This window comes from Pantoea sp. Cr_R13 (genome assembly GCF_029222565.1).
Taxonomy (GTDB): Bacteria; Pseudomonadota; Gammaproteobacteria; order Enterobacterales; family Enterobacteriaceae; genus Pantoea; species Pantoea eucalypti.
The window spans coordinates 793,346-807,299 of sequence record NZ_JARHXL010000013.1 but is presented as its reverse complement, the minus strand read 5'-3'; the positions used below and the strand labels follow the sequence as shown (position 1 = coordinate 807,299).

19 protein-coding genes are annotated in these 13,954 nt (G+C 53.8%); 13 read left to right on the top strand and 6 right to left on the bottom strand.

Annotation, left to right across the window (positions count from 1 at the left end):
• The first annotated feature begins 1 nt into the window (after position 1).
• The 4 genes from trpCF (at position 2) to P2R09_RS11480 (ending at position 3,866) form a co-directional block, all read left to right on the top strand.
• Positions 2 to 1,363 carry a bifunctional indole-3-glycerol-phosphate synthase TrpC/phosphoribosylanthranilate isomerase TrpF gene (trpCF, locus tag P2R09_RS11495; RefSeq protein WP_275769807.1) on the top strand — a complete coding sequence of 454 codons (1,362 nt, stop codon included), beginning with the start codon at positions 2 to 4 and terminating at the stop codon, positions 1,361 to 1,363.
• Between the two features lie 45 nt (positions 1,364 to 1,408).
• Positions 1,409 to 2,599 (top strand): tryptophan synthase subunit beta, encoded by a 1,191-nt coding sequence (gene trpB, locus P2R09_RS11490; RefSeq protein ID WP_003853891.1) that lies wholly within the window; start codon positions 1,409 to 1,411, stop codon positions 2,597 to 2,599.
• Positions 2,599 to 3,402: a tryptophan synthase subunit alpha gene (gene trpA / locus P2R09_RS11485; RefSeq protein ID WP_275769803.1), complete on the top strand. Its 804-nt coding sequence runs from the start codon at positions 2,599 to 2,601 to the stop codon at positions 3,400 to 3,402. The genes trpB and trpA overlap by 1 nt, the downstream gene beginning before the upstream one ends.
• A gap of 149 nt (positions 3,403 to 3,551) precedes the next feature.
• Positions 3,552 to 3,866 (top strand): BON domain-containing protein, encoded by a 315-nt coding sequence (locus P2R09_RS11480; RefSeq protein WP_003853895.1) that lies wholly within the window; start codon positions 3,552 to 3,554, stop codon positions 3,864 to 3,866.
• A 48-nt stretch (positions 3,867 to 3,914) separates the two neighbouring features.
• Here P2R09_RS11480 and ompW read toward each other — a convergent pair whose 3' ends face one another.
• A complete protein-coding gene (ompW, locus tag P2R09_RS11475; RefSeq protein WP_275769799.1) occupies positions 3,915 to 4,550 on the bottom strand; it encodes an outer membrane protein OmpW in 636 nt (211 codons plus the stop codon).
• Between the two features lie 250 nt (positions 4,551 to 4,800).
• Between ompW and P2R09_RS11470 the strand changes: the two genes are divergently transcribed.
• The 4 genes from P2R09_RS11470 to yciA are packed head-to-tail and all read left to right on the top strand — an operon-like array spanning position 4,801 to position 7,052.
• Positions 4,801 to 5,217, top strand: a complete 417-nt coding sequence (locus P2R09_RS11470) for a YkgJ family cysteine cluster protein (RefSeq protein ID WP_275769796.1) — start codon at positions 4,801 to 4,803, stop codon at positions 5,215 to 5,217.
• 27 nt (positions 5,218 to 5,244) lie between these two features.
• Positions 5,245 to 5,979 carry a YciC family protein gene (locus P2R09_RS11465; RefSeq protein WP_275769794.1) on the top strand — a complete coding sequence of 245 codons (735 nt, stop codon included), beginning with the start codon at positions 5,245 to 5,247 and terminating at the stop codon, positions 5,977 to 5,979.
• A 51-nt stretch (positions 5,980 to 6,030) separates the two neighbouring features.
• Positions 6,031 to 6,570 carry a septation protein A gene (locus P2R09_RS11460; RefSeq protein WP_003853904.1) on the top strand — a complete coding sequence of 180 codons (540 nt, stop codon included), beginning with the start codon at positions 6,031 to 6,033 and terminating at the stop codon, positions 6,568 to 6,570.
• 59 nt (positions 6,571 to 6,629) lie between these two features.
• The gene (yciA, locus tag P2R09_RS11455) at positions 6,630 to 7,052 is read left to right on the top strand and encodes an acyl-CoA thioester hydrolase YciA (protein WP_003853906.1); all 423 of its coding nucleotides are present in this window, start codon (positions 6,630 to 6,632) and stop codon (positions 7,050 to 7,052) included.
• 36 nt (positions 7,053 to 7,088) lie between these two features.
• Here yciA and tonB read toward each other — a convergent pair whose 3' ends face one another.
• Entirely contained in the window at positions 7,089 to 7,832 is a 744-nt protein-coding gene (gene tonB / locus P2R09_RS11450; RefSeq protein WP_275769788.1) for a TonB system transport protein TonB, read from the bottom strand.
• Positions 7,833 to 8,029: 197 nt separating this feature from the next.
• Between tonB and P2R09_RS11445 the strand changes: the two genes are divergently transcribed.
• Both P2R09_RS11445 and P2R09_RS11440 read left to right on the top strand, forming a co-directional pair.
• The gene (locus tag P2R09_RS11445; protein WP_003853909.1) at positions 8,030 to 8,326 is read left to right on the top strand and encodes a YciI family protein; all 297 of its coding nucleotides are present in this window, start codon (positions 8,030 to 8,032) and stop codon (positions 8,324 to 8,326) included.
• Between the two features lie 82 nt (positions 8,327 to 8,408).
• A complete protein-coding gene (locus P2R09_RS11440; RefSeq protein WP_275770682.1) occupies positions 8,409 to 8,588 on the top strand; it encodes a hypothetical protein in 180 nt (59 codons plus the stop codon).
• 223 nt (positions 8,589 to 8,811) lie between these two features.
• Here the strand turns inward: P2R09_RS11440 and ycgZ are convergent, their stop codons facing one another.
• Complete coding sequence (gene ycgZ, locus P2R09_RS11435) at positions 8,812 to 9,054, bottom strand: regulatory protein YcgZ (protein ID WP_275769784.1); 243 nt, start codon at positions 9,052 to 9,054, stop codon at positions 8,812 to 8,814.
• A gap of 352 nt (positions 9,055 to 9,406) precedes the next feature.
• Between ycgZ and P2R09_RS11430 the strand changes: the two genes are divergently transcribed.
• Positions 9,407 to 9,724, top strand: coding sequence for a hypothetical protein (locus tag P2R09_RS11430; RefSeq protein WP_275769781.1), 318 nt, complete (start codon positions 9,407 to 9,409; stop codon positions 9,722 to 9,724).
• Here the strand turns inward: P2R09_RS11430 and P2R09_RS11425 are convergent, their stop codons facing one another.
• The gene (locus P2R09_RS11425) at positions 9,725 to 9,898 is read right to left on the bottom strand and encodes a YciY family protein (RefSeq protein WP_003853917.1); all 174 of its coding nucleotides are present in this window, start codon (positions 9,896 to 9,898) and stop codon (positions 9,725 to 9,727) included.
• A 159-nt stretch (positions 9,899 to 10,057) separates the two neighbouring features.
• Here P2R09_RS11425 and cls point away from each other — a divergent pair, with 159 nt between their 5' ends.
• Both cls and P2R09_RS11415 read left to right on the top strand, forming a co-directional pair.
• Positions 10,058 to 11,518, top strand: coding sequence for a cardiolipin synthase (gene cls, locus P2R09_RS11420; RefSeq protein ID WP_003853919.1), 1,461 nt, complete (start codon positions 10,058 to 10,060; stop codon positions 11,516 to 11,518).
• A 45-nt stretch (positions 11,519 to 11,563) separates the two neighbouring features.
• Positions 11,564 to 11,887 (top strand): HI1450 family dsDNA-mimic protein, encoded by a 324-nt coding sequence (locus P2R09_RS11415; RefSeq protein ID WP_003853921.1) that lies wholly within the window; start codon positions 11,564 to 11,566, stop codon positions 11,885 to 11,887.
• Positions 11,888 to 11,935: 48 nt separating this feature from the next.
• On the opposite strand, the gene oppF is transcribed toward P2R09_RS11415, so the two are convergent.
• Together oppF and P2R09_RS11405 are read right to left on the bottom strand one after the other, a co-directional pair.
• Entirely contained in the window at positions 11,936 to 12,937 is a 1,002-nt protein-coding gene (gene oppF, locus P2R09_RS11410; protein WP_003853922.1) for a murein tripeptide/oligopeptide ABC transporter ATP binding protein OppF, read from the bottom strand.
• A complete protein-coding gene (locus P2R09_RS11405; protein ID WP_275769770.1) occupies positions 12,934 to 13,950 on the bottom strand; it encodes an ABC transporter ATP-binding protein in 1,017 nt (338 codons plus the stop codon). The genes oppF and P2R09_RS11405 overlap by 4 nt, the downstream gene beginning before the upstream one ends.
• Positions 13,951 to 13,954: the final 4 nt, after the last annotated feature.

The window sequence follows — 13,954 nt, the reverse complement described above, 5'->3', positions numbered from 1 at the left end:
CATGAAAGGCACCGTGTTAGAAAAAATTGTTCAGGACAAAGCGATTTGGGTTGAAGCCCGCCAGCAGCAGCAGCCTCTTTCCACCTTTCAGAACAGCATTGAACCTGCCAGCCGTCATTTCTACGACGCGCTGCAGGGCGCAAGAACCGCGTTTATCCTGGAGTGTAAAAAAGCGTCACCCTCAAAAGGCGTGATTCGCGAGGATTTCGATCCGGCCGCCATTGCCGGGGTTTACCGCCATTACGCTTCTGCGGTGTCCGTGCTGACTGATGAGAAATATTTTCAGGGCGACTTCGCCTTTCTGCCGATTGTCAGCGCCGCCATCACCCAGCCTGTGCTGTGCAAAGATTTTATCATCGACCCTTATCAGATCTATCTTGCCCGCTACTACCAGGCGGATGCGATCCTGCTGATGCTGTCGGTGCTGGACGATGAGCAGTATCGTCAGCTGGCCGCCGTGGCGCACAGCCTGAAGATGGGCATTCTGACGGAAGTGAGTAATGAAGAGGAGCTTGAGCGGGCTATCGCGCTGCAGGCTAAAGTCGTGGGCATTAACAACCGCGATCTGCGTGACCTCTCTATTGATCTCAACCGTACCCGCCAACTGGCGCCACGCCTGTCGCACGGCGTTACGGTCATCAGCGAATCGGGTATTAACAGCTACGCTGATATTCGCGAGCTGAGCCACTTTGCGAATGGCTTCCTGATTGGCTCAGCCCTGATGGAAGAAGCTGACCTGACGGGCGCGGTGCGTCGCGTCACGCTGGGCAGCAATAAAGTGTGCGGCTTAACCCGTGACGAAGATGCACGTGCTGCGTATGAAGCTGGCGCGATCTATGGTGGTCTGATTTTCGCTGAAGGTTCACCGCGCCAGATCGACACCGCCACTGCACACACCGTGATTGCTGCCGCGCCGCTGCGCTATGTCGGCGTATTCCGAAACAACTCATTTAGTGACATTGTCACGTATGCCACCGAACTTTCACTGTCCGCAGTGCAGCTACATGGCAATGAGACACCGGAATTTGTGACCGAACTGCGTGCGGTACTGCCCTCAGAGATTCAGATCTGGAAGGCGCTGCGCATTGAAGGCACGTTACCGGCGCGCGACTGGCCCCATGTTGACCGCTATGTCTTTGATAATGGCGATGGCGGCACCGGACAGCGTTTCGACTGGTCGCTGTTGCAGGGTCAGACGCTGAACGATGTGCTGCTGGCCGGAGGCCTGAGCGCAGATAACTGTGTTGAAGCCGCGCAGCTGGGCTGTGCCGGACTGGACTTCAACTCTGGCGTGGAAAGTGCGCCTGGCATCAAAGATGCCCGTAAAATTGCCGCTGTGTTTCAGACACTGCGTGCCTACTGATTTGCCTGGCCTGCTCCACAGCGGGCCCGAGAAAGGAAGATAAAAATGACGTTACTGAATCCCTATTTTGGCGAGTTTGGCGGAATGTATGTTCCGCAGATCCTGATGCCCGCTCTGCAGCAGCTGGAACAGGCGTTTGTCGACGCCCAGAAAGATCCTGAGTTTCAGGCCGAATTTACCGACCTGCTGAAGAACTATGCGGGTCGTCCGACTGCCCTGACGCTGTGCAAAAACCTGACAAAAGGCACGAAAACCCGCCTCTACCTGAAGCGTGAAGATCTGCTGCATGGTGGCGCGCACAAAACCAACCAGGTGCTGGGTCAGGCGCTGTTAGCCAAACGCATGGGCAAAAACGAAATCATTGCCGAAACCGGTGCCGGTCAGCACGGCGTGGCTTCCGCGCTAGCCTGTGCGCTGCTGGGCATGAAATGCCGCATCTATATGGGTGCGAAAGATGTCGAGCGTCAGTCACCTAACGTGTTCCGTATGCGTCTGATGGGCGCAGAAGTGATCCCGGTTCACAGCGGCTCCGCCACGCTCAAAGATGCCTGTAACGAGGCGCTGCGCGACTGGTCTGGCAGCTACGAGACCTCACACTACATGCTCGGCACCGCGGCGGGTCCGCATCCCTTCCCGACCATTGTGCGTGAGTTCCAGCGGATGATCGGCGAAGAGACTAAAAAGCAGATTCTGGAAAGAGAGGGCCGTCTGCCAGATGCCATCCTCGCCTGTGTGGGTGGCGGCTCCAACGCCATCGGAATGTTTGCCGACTTTATTGACGAGCCCGGCGTGAAGCTGATTGGCGTTGAGCCTGCCGGCCACGGCATTGAGACCGGCGAGCATGGCGCACCGCTTAAGCACGGCCGCGTTGGTATCTACTTCGGAATGAAATCGCCGATGATGCAAACGCATGATGGCCAGATTGAAGAGTCTTACTCGATTTCTGCCGGTCTCGACTTCCCGTCAGTCGGTCCGCAGCATGCGCACCTGAACAGCATCGGTCGTGCAGAATATGTCTCCATTACCGATAACGAAGCGATGGACGCGTTTAAACAGCTGTGTCGTGCGGAAGGTATCATTCCGGCGCTGGAATCCTCCCACGCCCTGGCGCACGCTATGAAGATGATTCACGCCGAACCGGAAAAAGAGCAGTTGATTGTCGTTAACCTCTCTGGCCGTGGCGACAAAGATATTTTCACCGTTCATGATATTTTGACAGCGCAGGGAGAAATCTGATGGAACGTTACAATCAACTTTTTACCCGTCTGTCAGCGAACAACGAAGGGGCTTTCGTTCCTTTTGTGACGCTGGGCGATCCTTCCCCTGAGCTTTCACTGCGCGTGATTGACGCCCTAGTTGAAGGTGGCGCGGATGCGCTGGAGCTGGGCATTCCCTTCTCCGATCCGCTGGCGGATGGGCCGACCATTCAGAACGCAACATTGCGCGCCTTTGCGGCGGGCACCAATACCAGCCAGTGTTTTGAAATGCTGGCGACTATCCGCCGGAAATACCCGGATTTGCCGATTGGCTTACTGATGTATGCCAATCTGGTCTTCACTAACGGCGTGGATGCGTTTTATGCCCGTTGCGCCGAAGCGGGTGTCGATTCGGTTCTGGTGGCGGATGTCCCGGTTGAAGAGTCAGCGCCTTTCCGCCAGGCGGCTCTGCGTCACGGCGTTGCCCCTATCTTTATTTGTCCGCCTAACGCCAGCGATGACCTGCTGCGCGAGATTGCGTCGCACGGTCGGGGTTATACCTACCTGTTGTCACGCGCCGGTGTCACGGGTGCGGAAAATCGCGCCAGCCTGCCGCTGAAGCATCTGATCGACAAGCTGCGCGAATACCACGCGGCGCAACCGCTGCAGGGCTTTGGCATTTCAGAGCCTGAACAGGTGAAAGAAGCGATTGCTTCCGGCGCCGCAGGTGCGATCTCCGGTTCTGCGATTGTCAAAATCATTGAAAAGCATCATGCAGAACCTGAAGTGATGCTGAGCGAACTGAAAAATTTCGTCAGCCGCCTCAAAGCCGCCAGCCGTTAATCCTGCCAGCATGCCTTATCCCACGATAAGGCATGATTTGTTTCCTTTTTTTTCATTTCGCTATTTGCCCTTTTTGCAAAATCTGCACCACAATGACAATGCGCCGTTACGGTAACGTCGCATCCATTTTGTGACAGGGAGAGAAGGCAATGAAATTCGTTAAACTGCTGACAGGTGCTGTACTGGCGGGCGTGGTTGCGCTGACACTGAGCGCCTGTGCGCCAACCGCAACCAAAGAGGGAACCGGTGGCTATATTGATGACACCGTGGTGACCACGAAAGTTAAAGGTGAGCTGCTGAAAGATGAGTCGCTGAAATCAACTGAAATCAACGTAGAAACCTTTAAAGGTAAAGTTCAGCTGAGCGGCTTTGTTTCATCACCACAGATGGCTAATCGTGCCGTACAGGTCACGCGCAGCGTGCCGGGCGTGAAGTCAGTCGTCAACAACATGCAGATCAAATAACGTCTTAACTGACACAAAAAGGCCGCTGATTCAGCGGCCTTTTTCTCATCAGAAACGGTAACCCGCTCCGAAGAAGAAAACCCAGGGATCGATGCGCATATTGATGTTCTGCTGTTCGCCACCGGCTTTAAACTTCACTTCCGTGTCAATATCCATGTACCACAACGACGCGTTCAGCATCCAGTCACGGTTAATCTGATAATCCAGACCAACCTGACCTGCCATACCCCAGGAATCTTTTACGCTGAGATCGGTCAGTCCCGCATCGCGGCCCGTCTGATTGAAATCGGCATCGTAGAAGGTGGTGTAGTTGATACCTACGCCGATATAAGGACGCACTTTACTTTTGCTGTCAAAAAAGTAGTACTGCGCCATCAGCGTAGGAGGTAACTGGCGCACGGTAGCCAGCGTGCCGGTCGGCCCAAGACCCACTTTATGGCGGAATGGCGTGGCCGCCAGTAGCTCGACGCCAATGTTATCCGTTGCCATATAGGTAAAGGTCAGACCCAGTTGCGTGTCGTTGGAAGCGCTGAATGACCCCATCCCCAACACATTATCGGAACCTTCGGTAGGACGGACGGTGGCAGTGCCGGCCCGCATAAAGAAGTCGCCCGCTTCGTGGGCCATTGCCAGCTGGGGAAGAGCCAGCGCCAGCAGCATCGCGCATTTTGCCAGTTTCATCATCACTCCTTTGCTTAATGTGAATGTAGCGACTGTCATCGCTTTTTAGCTGGCAATTATTTAACGTGATTCAGAGAAAATTGCACTCTGTAACATTCAGATAAAGTTTTTAAAAAACAATGGATTGATTTAGATCAATTTCAACTGCGGCGGCCACAGCCAAATTCCCCTTGCTGAATAATTTTGCCCGCTCTATGTTGCTTATCTTCATTGTTGATTTTGGTTCGATGCCCTGGGAGGGGCGGATGATCAAATGAGTGAGCTCTCTAACCCTTGCGTCAGCTGTGGCGCCTGCTGCGCCCATTTCCGCGTCTCATTTTACTGGGCTGAAGCCGATGATGCGGGCGGCCTGGTGCCGACCGAATTAACCGAACCGCTTAACCTGTTCATGCGTAATATGCGTGGCACTAACCGTGCAGCACCCCGCTGCGTTGCCTTACAGGGCGAAATTGGCGGCTGTGTCTCTTGCGGCATCTATGAACAGCGCCCTACGCCCTGTCGGGAGTTCACTTTGTCCGGTGAGGGAGGTATTCATAATGAAGCCTGCGATCGTGCCCGCGCCCGTTATGGTCTTCCTGCCCTTTTTTCGCCATCTTTACCTGTTATGACAGAAAGTTATGCCCTGCCGGGTGCCCCGGAGCTGCCAGAACATGTACAATCGCCGGGTTAATTAACCCGGTTCCTTCAAGGAGTGTACATGTCTATCACGGCAAGCTCGTTATACCGTGACACAGGAAATTTTACGCGGCATCAACTCTCTACAGTGTTGTTGATGTCGCTGCTGGCCGCTTTTGTCACTGTCATGCTGGTGCATGTGCTGACACCCGGTGCCGATCAGATGGCCATCCTGCAACAGGGCGATGACAGTGCCAGTTCGTTGTTTGAGATGGTGCAGAATATGTCACCGGAACAGCAGCAGGTACTGCTGCGTGCCTCGGCGGCCAGCACCTTTGCGGCGCTGATGGGGAATACGCTGCTGCTTGGCGGCATGCTCTATCTGATCCCGATGGTCTCCTCAGGCCAGCGTGTCAGTGCACTGCGGGCGATTGGTGCGTCAGCGCCGCTGTTGCCAAAGCTGCTGCTCCTGACCTTCCTGATGACGCTGGTGGCGCAACTGGGCTTTATGGTGCTGGTGGTGCCAGGCATTCTGCTGACGATTCTGCTGTCGCTGGCACCCGTGATGGTCGCCAGTGAGAAGATGGGTGTCTTTGACGCGATGCGCGCAAGTATGCGGATGGCCTGGAAGAATGTGAAGCTGATTGCCCCCGCCATACTGCTCTGGCTGCTGGCCAAAGTGATAGTGATGCTGTTTTTCTCTTCGCTGACGGTACTCCCGCTGAATGTTTCCTCGGTGATTTTCACTGCAGCAGGCAATGTGGTTTCAGCAATGTTGATTATCTACCTCTATCGGCTCTATATGCTGTTACGTTGATTGACGGTGTGCCTTCGGGCGCATTTGAAGCCAACTCTGAATGGAAAAACTATGAAGCAGCTACTCGACTTTCTCCCCCTGGTGGTCTTTTTCATCTTTTATAAGCTTTATGACATTTTTGTCGCCTCGGGCGCCCTGATTGTGGCGACCGGTCTGGCCCTGGTGGTCAGCTGGGTGCTTTATCGCAAGCTGGAAAAGATGACGATTTTCACCTTTGTGCTGGTGGCCGTTTTTGGCACCCTGACGCTGGTGTTCCACAACGATGAGTTCATTAAGTGGAAAGTCACGGTGATCTACAGCCTGTTTGCCGCCGCCCTGCTCTACAGCCAGTGGTTTATGGAGCAGACGCTGATTCAGCGCATGCTGGGTAAAGAGCTGCAACTGCCTGATGCGGTCTGGCGCAGGCTCAATGTCGCCTGGGCGCTGTTCTTTCTGATCTGCGGCCTGGTCAACATCTATGTTGCCTTTTGGTTATCTCAGGCGTTTTGGGTTAACTTTAAAGTATTCGGTCTTTCCGGTCTGACCTTACTGTTTACCCTGCTTAGCGGGCTTTACATCTGGCGACAGATGCCGCAGCAGGAACAAAAATAATCATCTGCCCGGCTCGCCGGGCATTTTTTTAGCATTTACCTGCATAAAAAGTGGAAGCAATGGGCGAAAAACATAAATTACCGCAAGGCGAAATGGTGCTGCGAACGCTCGCCATGCCGGCAGACACCAACGCCAACGGCGATATTTTTGGTGGCTGGCTAATGTCACAGATGGATATGGGCGGCGCTATTCTGGCAAAAGAGATTGCTGAAGGACGCGTGGTTACCGTGCGCGTTGACGGTATGTCATTCATGAAGCCTGTCGCGGTGGGCGATGTGGTGAGTTGCCATGCGAGCTGTCTCCGTACCGGTAACAGTTCCATGACGATTAACGTGGAAGTGTGGATCAAAAAAGTGTCATCTGAGCCGATTGGTCAAACCTACTGTGCAACGGAAGCGGTATTTATCTATGTGGCAGTCGACAATGAGGGGAATTCACGTCCTCTGCCAGCCGGCCGCGCCAATCAGCAGCCTGCAGGATAACTGACGGGTCAGGCAATCTGAGCCTGACCCGGCGCCTTACTCTATACTGGCACCGCCATTGATTTTGAAAACGATATTCATCGTCAGTCCCTGTCCTGGCTTCTCTTTCTCGTAGCGCCAGTTTTTCATCGCCTGTTTGACGGTTCGCTCAAACATATTGCCCGGCTGTGCAGAGAGAATCTGGATATTATCCACCCGTCCGTCGCTGTCCACATCGAATTTCACCCGAACGCGCCCTTCTATCCGCAGTGCCAGAGCACGCGGCGGATAACCTGGCTTGGTAACGGCCAGGGCTTTGGGACCGGTTGAGGCCGAGGCCGTGGGTGACGGCGTTGCTTTTGGCGCTGCAGCAGGTTTGTTCTGGGTCGCCGGAACATCCTGCTTAAAGGGGTCAGCCTGCGGTTTGGTCTCCCGACGCGGCTTCACCTCGCGTTTGGGCTGCTCCCGCTTGTGCTCCGGTTTGGGTTTAGGTTTGGGCTTTGGTTCAGGTTTAGGGATCGGCACCGGCTCTGCTTTCGGCGGTTCCGGTACAGGCTGCGGTTCGGGTTCTGGCTGGGGTTCTGGCTGCGGCGCAGGCGGCTGCACGATGGCCGGTGCAGGCTCGGGCTGGACCTCAGGCGCAACCATCGTCACGCTGATAGGCTGCGACGCCTTAGGCACCTCACTCACCTGCTGGAATGACATATACAGAATGCCGGCAATCACAGCGCCATGCAAAGCTACAGACAACAACATGGAGACAGGCGTGCGTTTAGGTAATGGCATAGTCAGCGTAGTCATAACAGTCGCGGCGATTGAGTGAAGCAGCGATTTTAAATGCAAATAGCAATCAGTTTCAATAACTCCCGCCATCCTCTCTGAAGAAAAGCGCTTTTTAGCCCTTTATGCTGAGCGATTCACCCTCTACAGGTTTCGTTTGCACTCTAATCGTCAATCCCTTAACGTGTTGCAAAATTCGGATAACCAGGAGTTCCTTAGTGCTTTACGTCATTTATGCAGAAGATACTGCAGAGTCACTGGAAAAACGTAACGCCGTTCGCCCCGCCCATCTGGCGCGGCTTAAACTGCTGCAGGAAGAGGGACGCCTGATCATTGCAGGGCCGATGCCTGCAGTTGACAGTAACGATCCGGGCGTGGCGGGCTTTACCGGCTCAACGGTGATTGCTGAGTTTCCATCATTAGAAGCCGCACAATCCTGGGCGCAGGATGACCCTTATTTTGCCGCAGGCGTCTACAAACAGGTCTCGGTTAAACCATTCAAACGCGTCTTCTGATAGAGAACATGCAGTCAAAATGGCTTCTGTGCCAGGCACAGAAGCCATTTTTGTTTTTGTCGTTGAAGGAGGAAAGAAGCAGATGATCATGATGGGACTGCTGGCAATCATCACGCTGCTAATTGGCGGTGCGGTTTATCTCTGGCGCACCCAGGGGTGGCGTAATAAAAAACAGTGGATTGTGATGCTAATCGTGCTGGCGGCCGCCCTGCAACTGGTCAACGTTACGCTGATGATGACGGCGCAGCGTCTTCCGGGATAATGTTCACTTAGCCATGCATCTGGTTCACAGAATAATTGATTAACGCTTTAACCGTAACTGTGTTGCCTGATAATCATAAGGCAACACAATTTAATACCGTGGCGTTCATGCAGGACAACCGTTAATTAAGGCGTTGCACCTGACTGACCGAATTCGATCGCGTAGTGAGATTCGCCTGCACTCTGCTTTTCACATCTCTTGCTGACACGCTATCGGCGCGCGATTAACCCCGGTCCAGGATCAGGCTAATTAAAGCATGGTAGTGCTGCTCTTCTTCCGGATTATCGACATGTTGTAAGCGGCTGATAAGTTTTGAGCAGATAGCTTTACGATTCAGGCTACGGCCAGAACTGATAATTTCTGTCACAACAGATCCCAGGATGGCCTGCTGGGAAGGCTGCGCAGCACTGTGCAAATAAGCTGAGATATCAGATACTGAAGCGGGAATACGAACGTTAGTCTGCATGGTTGACCCTCATAGGATTCATTAAACGTTATTAAGCGATGCAGTAAAGCTATACAACCAGGCCTTGGTTGTACAGGTATTTAGCTTAAAAAATCGCTGATTTGTACATTTAAAAAAATATAACCATAAATTTCAGTATGTTGACAAAATGTAAAGTTGTACAGGTTTCCAGTCTTTCATCACCTCTTGTTCTGGCACCCTCACCGCTACGCGCTCTATTTCGGGTAATCATGATCTGACCATCATTTTTTTAGCTTTAAAGAGGAATTATTCAGAAGGGCTGTCTACATTTATTACTGATTAATTACACCTCTGACCTCGAAGGGATGCGCAGTATCGTCGCGGGCTCATTATGAATAAAACCTACACTCGCCAGACTATTACGCTGTTTGACCCGCTGTTATCACGGATTCAGGCTATTGCCGATCCCAAAATTGAAGTTCTGAGTGGTTATCCGGCCAACTGCTCAGCGTGGCTGACCGTTTATTATCAGCGTAAGTCTGATAAATGGTCTTTTGAATGGTATGACCGTGCGGGTTATCGCAGACCTACATCGCTGGGCAGCGCAGTGGATTGTCTGATGCGTGAAGTCACCGATCGGGGAGCGTCACGACAGGAACATTCCATGGCGCGACGAGTGATGGATGGATTAGGGTTTCTGGAAGCCTGATTATATTATCTGCGTAATAAACAGAATCGAGCGACGCTGCTGCTGGGCCAGTTGATGGCGGATGCAGTGGATGCGTTTATAGCGTCGCGACTGCCCTTCCAGCCAGCGTGAACGGCGGCGATGCACCTGACGTAACATTCTCCAGCGCGCCACTTCATTTCTGCTTCGTTTCATCACTTCCTCTCTGACGTCATCTATGCCGGGGCATTATAGAGATCTTTGCGGCGATGCCAAATCGGATCCTTCATCGATGATGTCCTGGATTAAGGGTTTCGTTAACCGGTTTCTGCACGTAAACTTGCCGGACGAAAGCGCGAACGGGACGTCCACTTTATGACCACTTTTTACACCCTGATCAGCTGGTTACTGGTATTTGGTTACTGGCTACTCATAGCCGGGGTGACGCTGCGTGTATTAATGAAAAGACGGGCGGTAACATCCGCCATGGCATGGCTTCTGGTTATCTATATTCTGCCACTGGTCGGCATTATCGCTTATCTTTCGTTTGGCGAACTGCATCTGGGTAAACGTCGCGCGGAGCGTGCACGCACCATGTGGCCGTCTACCGCCCGCTGGCTCAGTGACCTGAAACAGTGCCGTGAAATTTTTGCCACTGAACACAGTGACGTTGCTCGCTCGCTCTTCGAGCTTTGTTACCATCGCCAGGGCATTGCCGGGGTCAAGGGAAACCAGCTTCAGCTGCTTACCAGCTCTGACGATGTTATGCAGGCGCTGATTCGTGATATTCAATTGGCACGCCACAACATAGAGATGGTTTTTTATATCTGGCATCCCGGTGGGCTGGCAGATGAAGTCGCAGAATCGCTGATGGCGGCCTCGCGCCGTGGCGTTCATTGTCGACTGCTGCTCGACTCAGCGGGCAGCGTCGACTTTTTCCGCAGTCCCTGGGTGGGCATGATGCGCAATGCCGGGATCGATGTCGTAGAGGCGTTGCAGGTTAGCCTGCTGCGCGTGTTCCTGCGACGAATGGATCTCCGCCAGCATCGCAAAATCGTTCTGATTGATAATTACATCGCCTATACCGGCAGCATGAACCTGGTCGATCCGCGCTTCTTTAAACAAAGCGCGGGCGTAGGCCAGTGGATTGACCTGATGGCGCGTATGGAAGGTCCGGTAGCGACCGCGATGGGCATTGTTTTCAGCTGTGACTGGGAGATTGAGACCGGTAAGCGCATTCTGCCCCCGCCGCCCGATCGCAACATCATGCCGTTTGAACAGGAGAGCGGCCACACGGTGCAGGTCATCGCCTCCGGTCCTGGCTTCCCGGAAGATATGATTCATCAGGCGCTGCTGACCGCGGTCTATTCAGCGCGTGAGCAGCTAATTATGACGACACCCTACTTAGTGCCGAGCGACGACCTGTTGCATGCTATCTGTACGGCCGCGCAGCGTGGCGTTAATGTCAGCGTGATTGTGCCGCGTCACAACGACTCGCTGCTGGTCGGCTGGGCCAGCCGCTCCTTCTTCAGCGAGATGCTGGAAGCGGGCGTGAAAATCTATCAGTTTGAAGATGGTCTGTTGCACACTAAAAGTGTGCTGGTCGATGGGCAGCTGAGTCTGGTGGGCACTGTGAACCTCGATATGCGCAGTTTATGGCTCAATTTTGAAGTGACGCTGGTGGTCGATGATGCCGGTTTTGGCAGCGATCTCGCCTGCGTGCAGGATGATTATATCGCCCGTTCCCGCCTGCTGGATGGCAAGCGCTGGGCAAAACGTGCGTGGTGGCAGCGCATCGTCGAACGACTGTTTTACTTCTTCAGCCCTTTACTGTAAAACGAGCCAGATTGTGTAAATGGCCGCAGGCCGACAGGACAGACTATGGATTTAAATAATCGCCTTACCGAAGATGAAACGCTGGAACAAGCCTACGATATCTTTCTCGAACTGGCTGTCGACAATCTTGATCCGGCAGACGTCATTCTCTTCAATCTGCAGTTCGAAGAGCGCGGTGGCGCAGAGCTGTTTGATCCGTCAGAAGACTGGAAAGATCATGTCGATTTCGATCTGAACCCTGACTTTTTCGCCGAGGTGGTGATTGGGTTGGGTGAAGCGGACGGTGAACCGATTACCGACGTCTTTGCGCGCGTATTGTTGTGTCGCGAAAAAGACCACAAGCTCTGTCATATCCTGTGGCGTGAATAAGCGTCAAAGCAGATAAGAAAACGCCGGGCAAGTGCCCGGCGTTTTGCATTATAGCGGGTCAACTTTCAGACAGGATACCGCATGGTGGAAACTGCCTTCCAGAAGCGGACGGGTTTTTGCACACTCCGGACCGGCAATCGGACAACGGGTGCGGAATACGCAGCCTGATGGCGGATTGATCGGCGACGGCAGCTCCCCTTCCAGCAACTGAATTTCCTTGTTCTTCTCTTTATCCGGATCGGGAATCGGTACAGCAGACATCAGCGCACGGGTGTAAGGATGCTGCGGATTGGTGTAGACCTCTTTGTAAGTCCCCAGCTCTACCGCATGCCCCAGATACATCACCAGCACCCGGTCAGAGATGTGTTTGACCACCGCCAGATCATGCGCAATGAAAATCAGTGACAAGCCCATTTCCCGCTGTAACTGCTGAAGCAGGTTAACCACCTGCGCCTGAATCGAGACGTCCAGTGCAGACACCGGCTCGTCACAGATAATGAGCTTCGGCTCCAGAATCAGCGCACGTGCGATGCCGATACGCTGACACTGCCCACCCGAGAACTCATGCGGGTAGCGGTTAATCAGGTTTGGCAGAAGCCCGACTTTCATCATCATATTTTTGACACGGTCTTTGACTTCCTGACGCGCCATTTTTGGATGATAAGTACGAAGCGGCTCTGCGATGATATCGCCGATGGTCATGCGCGGGTTCAGGGACGCCAGGGGATCCTGGAATATCATCTGAATATCGCTGCGGGCTTTGCGCCACTCCTCTTCGCTCTGACCCAGCAGATCGCGGCCTAACCAGGCGACACGACCTTCGGTGGCCTTAACCAGACCGATAATGGCGCGCGCCAGCGTTGATTTACCGCAGCCCGACTCGCCCACCACGCCCAGGGTTTCACCTTCATACAGACGCAGGCTGACACCATCCACCGCTTTCAAGGTTTTTGATGGCTGCCAGAACCACTGTTTGCCATCTTTAATGTCGAAATGCACCTTGAGATCGGCGATTTCCAGTAACACTCTTTTTTCAGCTACGGTGCTCATACTAACTCCTCCACCGGCTTAAAGCAGGCACGCAGGCGGCCATTGCCAAACGGTTCCAGCGGCGGTGCCTGAGTGCAGATATCCATCGCGTGCGGACAACGCGGCTGGAACGGGCAGCCCTGCGGCAGACGCAGCAGGTTCGGTGGATTGCCCGGAATGGTGGCCAGGGTTTCGCCTTCAATCGCATCCAGACGTGGCACCGCATTAAGCAGGCCAATTGAGTATGGATGGGCTGGCTGATAGAAGACATCACGGGCGCTGCCATACTCCATGGTGCGTCCGGCATACATCACCAGCACTTTGTCGCAGATCCCTGCCACCACGCCGAGATCATGGGTGATCATGATAATGGCGGTGTTGAACTCGCGCTTCAGGTCGTTGAGCAGCGTCATAATCTGCGCCTGCACCGTCACATCCAGCGCGGTAGTTGGCTCATCGGCAATCAGCAATTTTGGGCGGCACAGCAGCGCCATGGCGATCATCACACGCTGACGCATTCCGCCAGAAAATTCATGCGGGTACATTTTCATGCGTTTGCGTGCTTCCGGCATTTTCACCGCGTCCAGCATCCTTACGGATTCTTCGAATGCCTGGGCGCTGTTCATCCCTTTGTGCAGCTTAAGCACTTCCATCAGTTGCTCGCCTACCCGCATATAAGGATTCAGCGAGGTCATCGGATCCTGGAAGATCATCGCAATCTGTTCGGCGCGGAGTTTATTGAGCTGGCTCTCAGGCAGATTCAGGATCTCTTTGCCATTGAACATCGCTGAGCCGCCAATGCGGCCATTTTTTGCCAGCAGTCCCATCAGTGCAAAGGCGGTTTGTGACTTGCCAGAACCAGACTCGCCGACAATGCCCAGCGTTTCACCGGCGCGCAGCGAGAAGTTCAGGTCGTTGACGGCGGTAACATCCCCATCGTGCGTGCCAAAGGTCACGCGTAAATCTTTGACCGTTAGTAGCTGTTCGCTTCCCGCGCGGGCCGCCATCACTGGCTGGAATTCATGAATAGTCATCGGG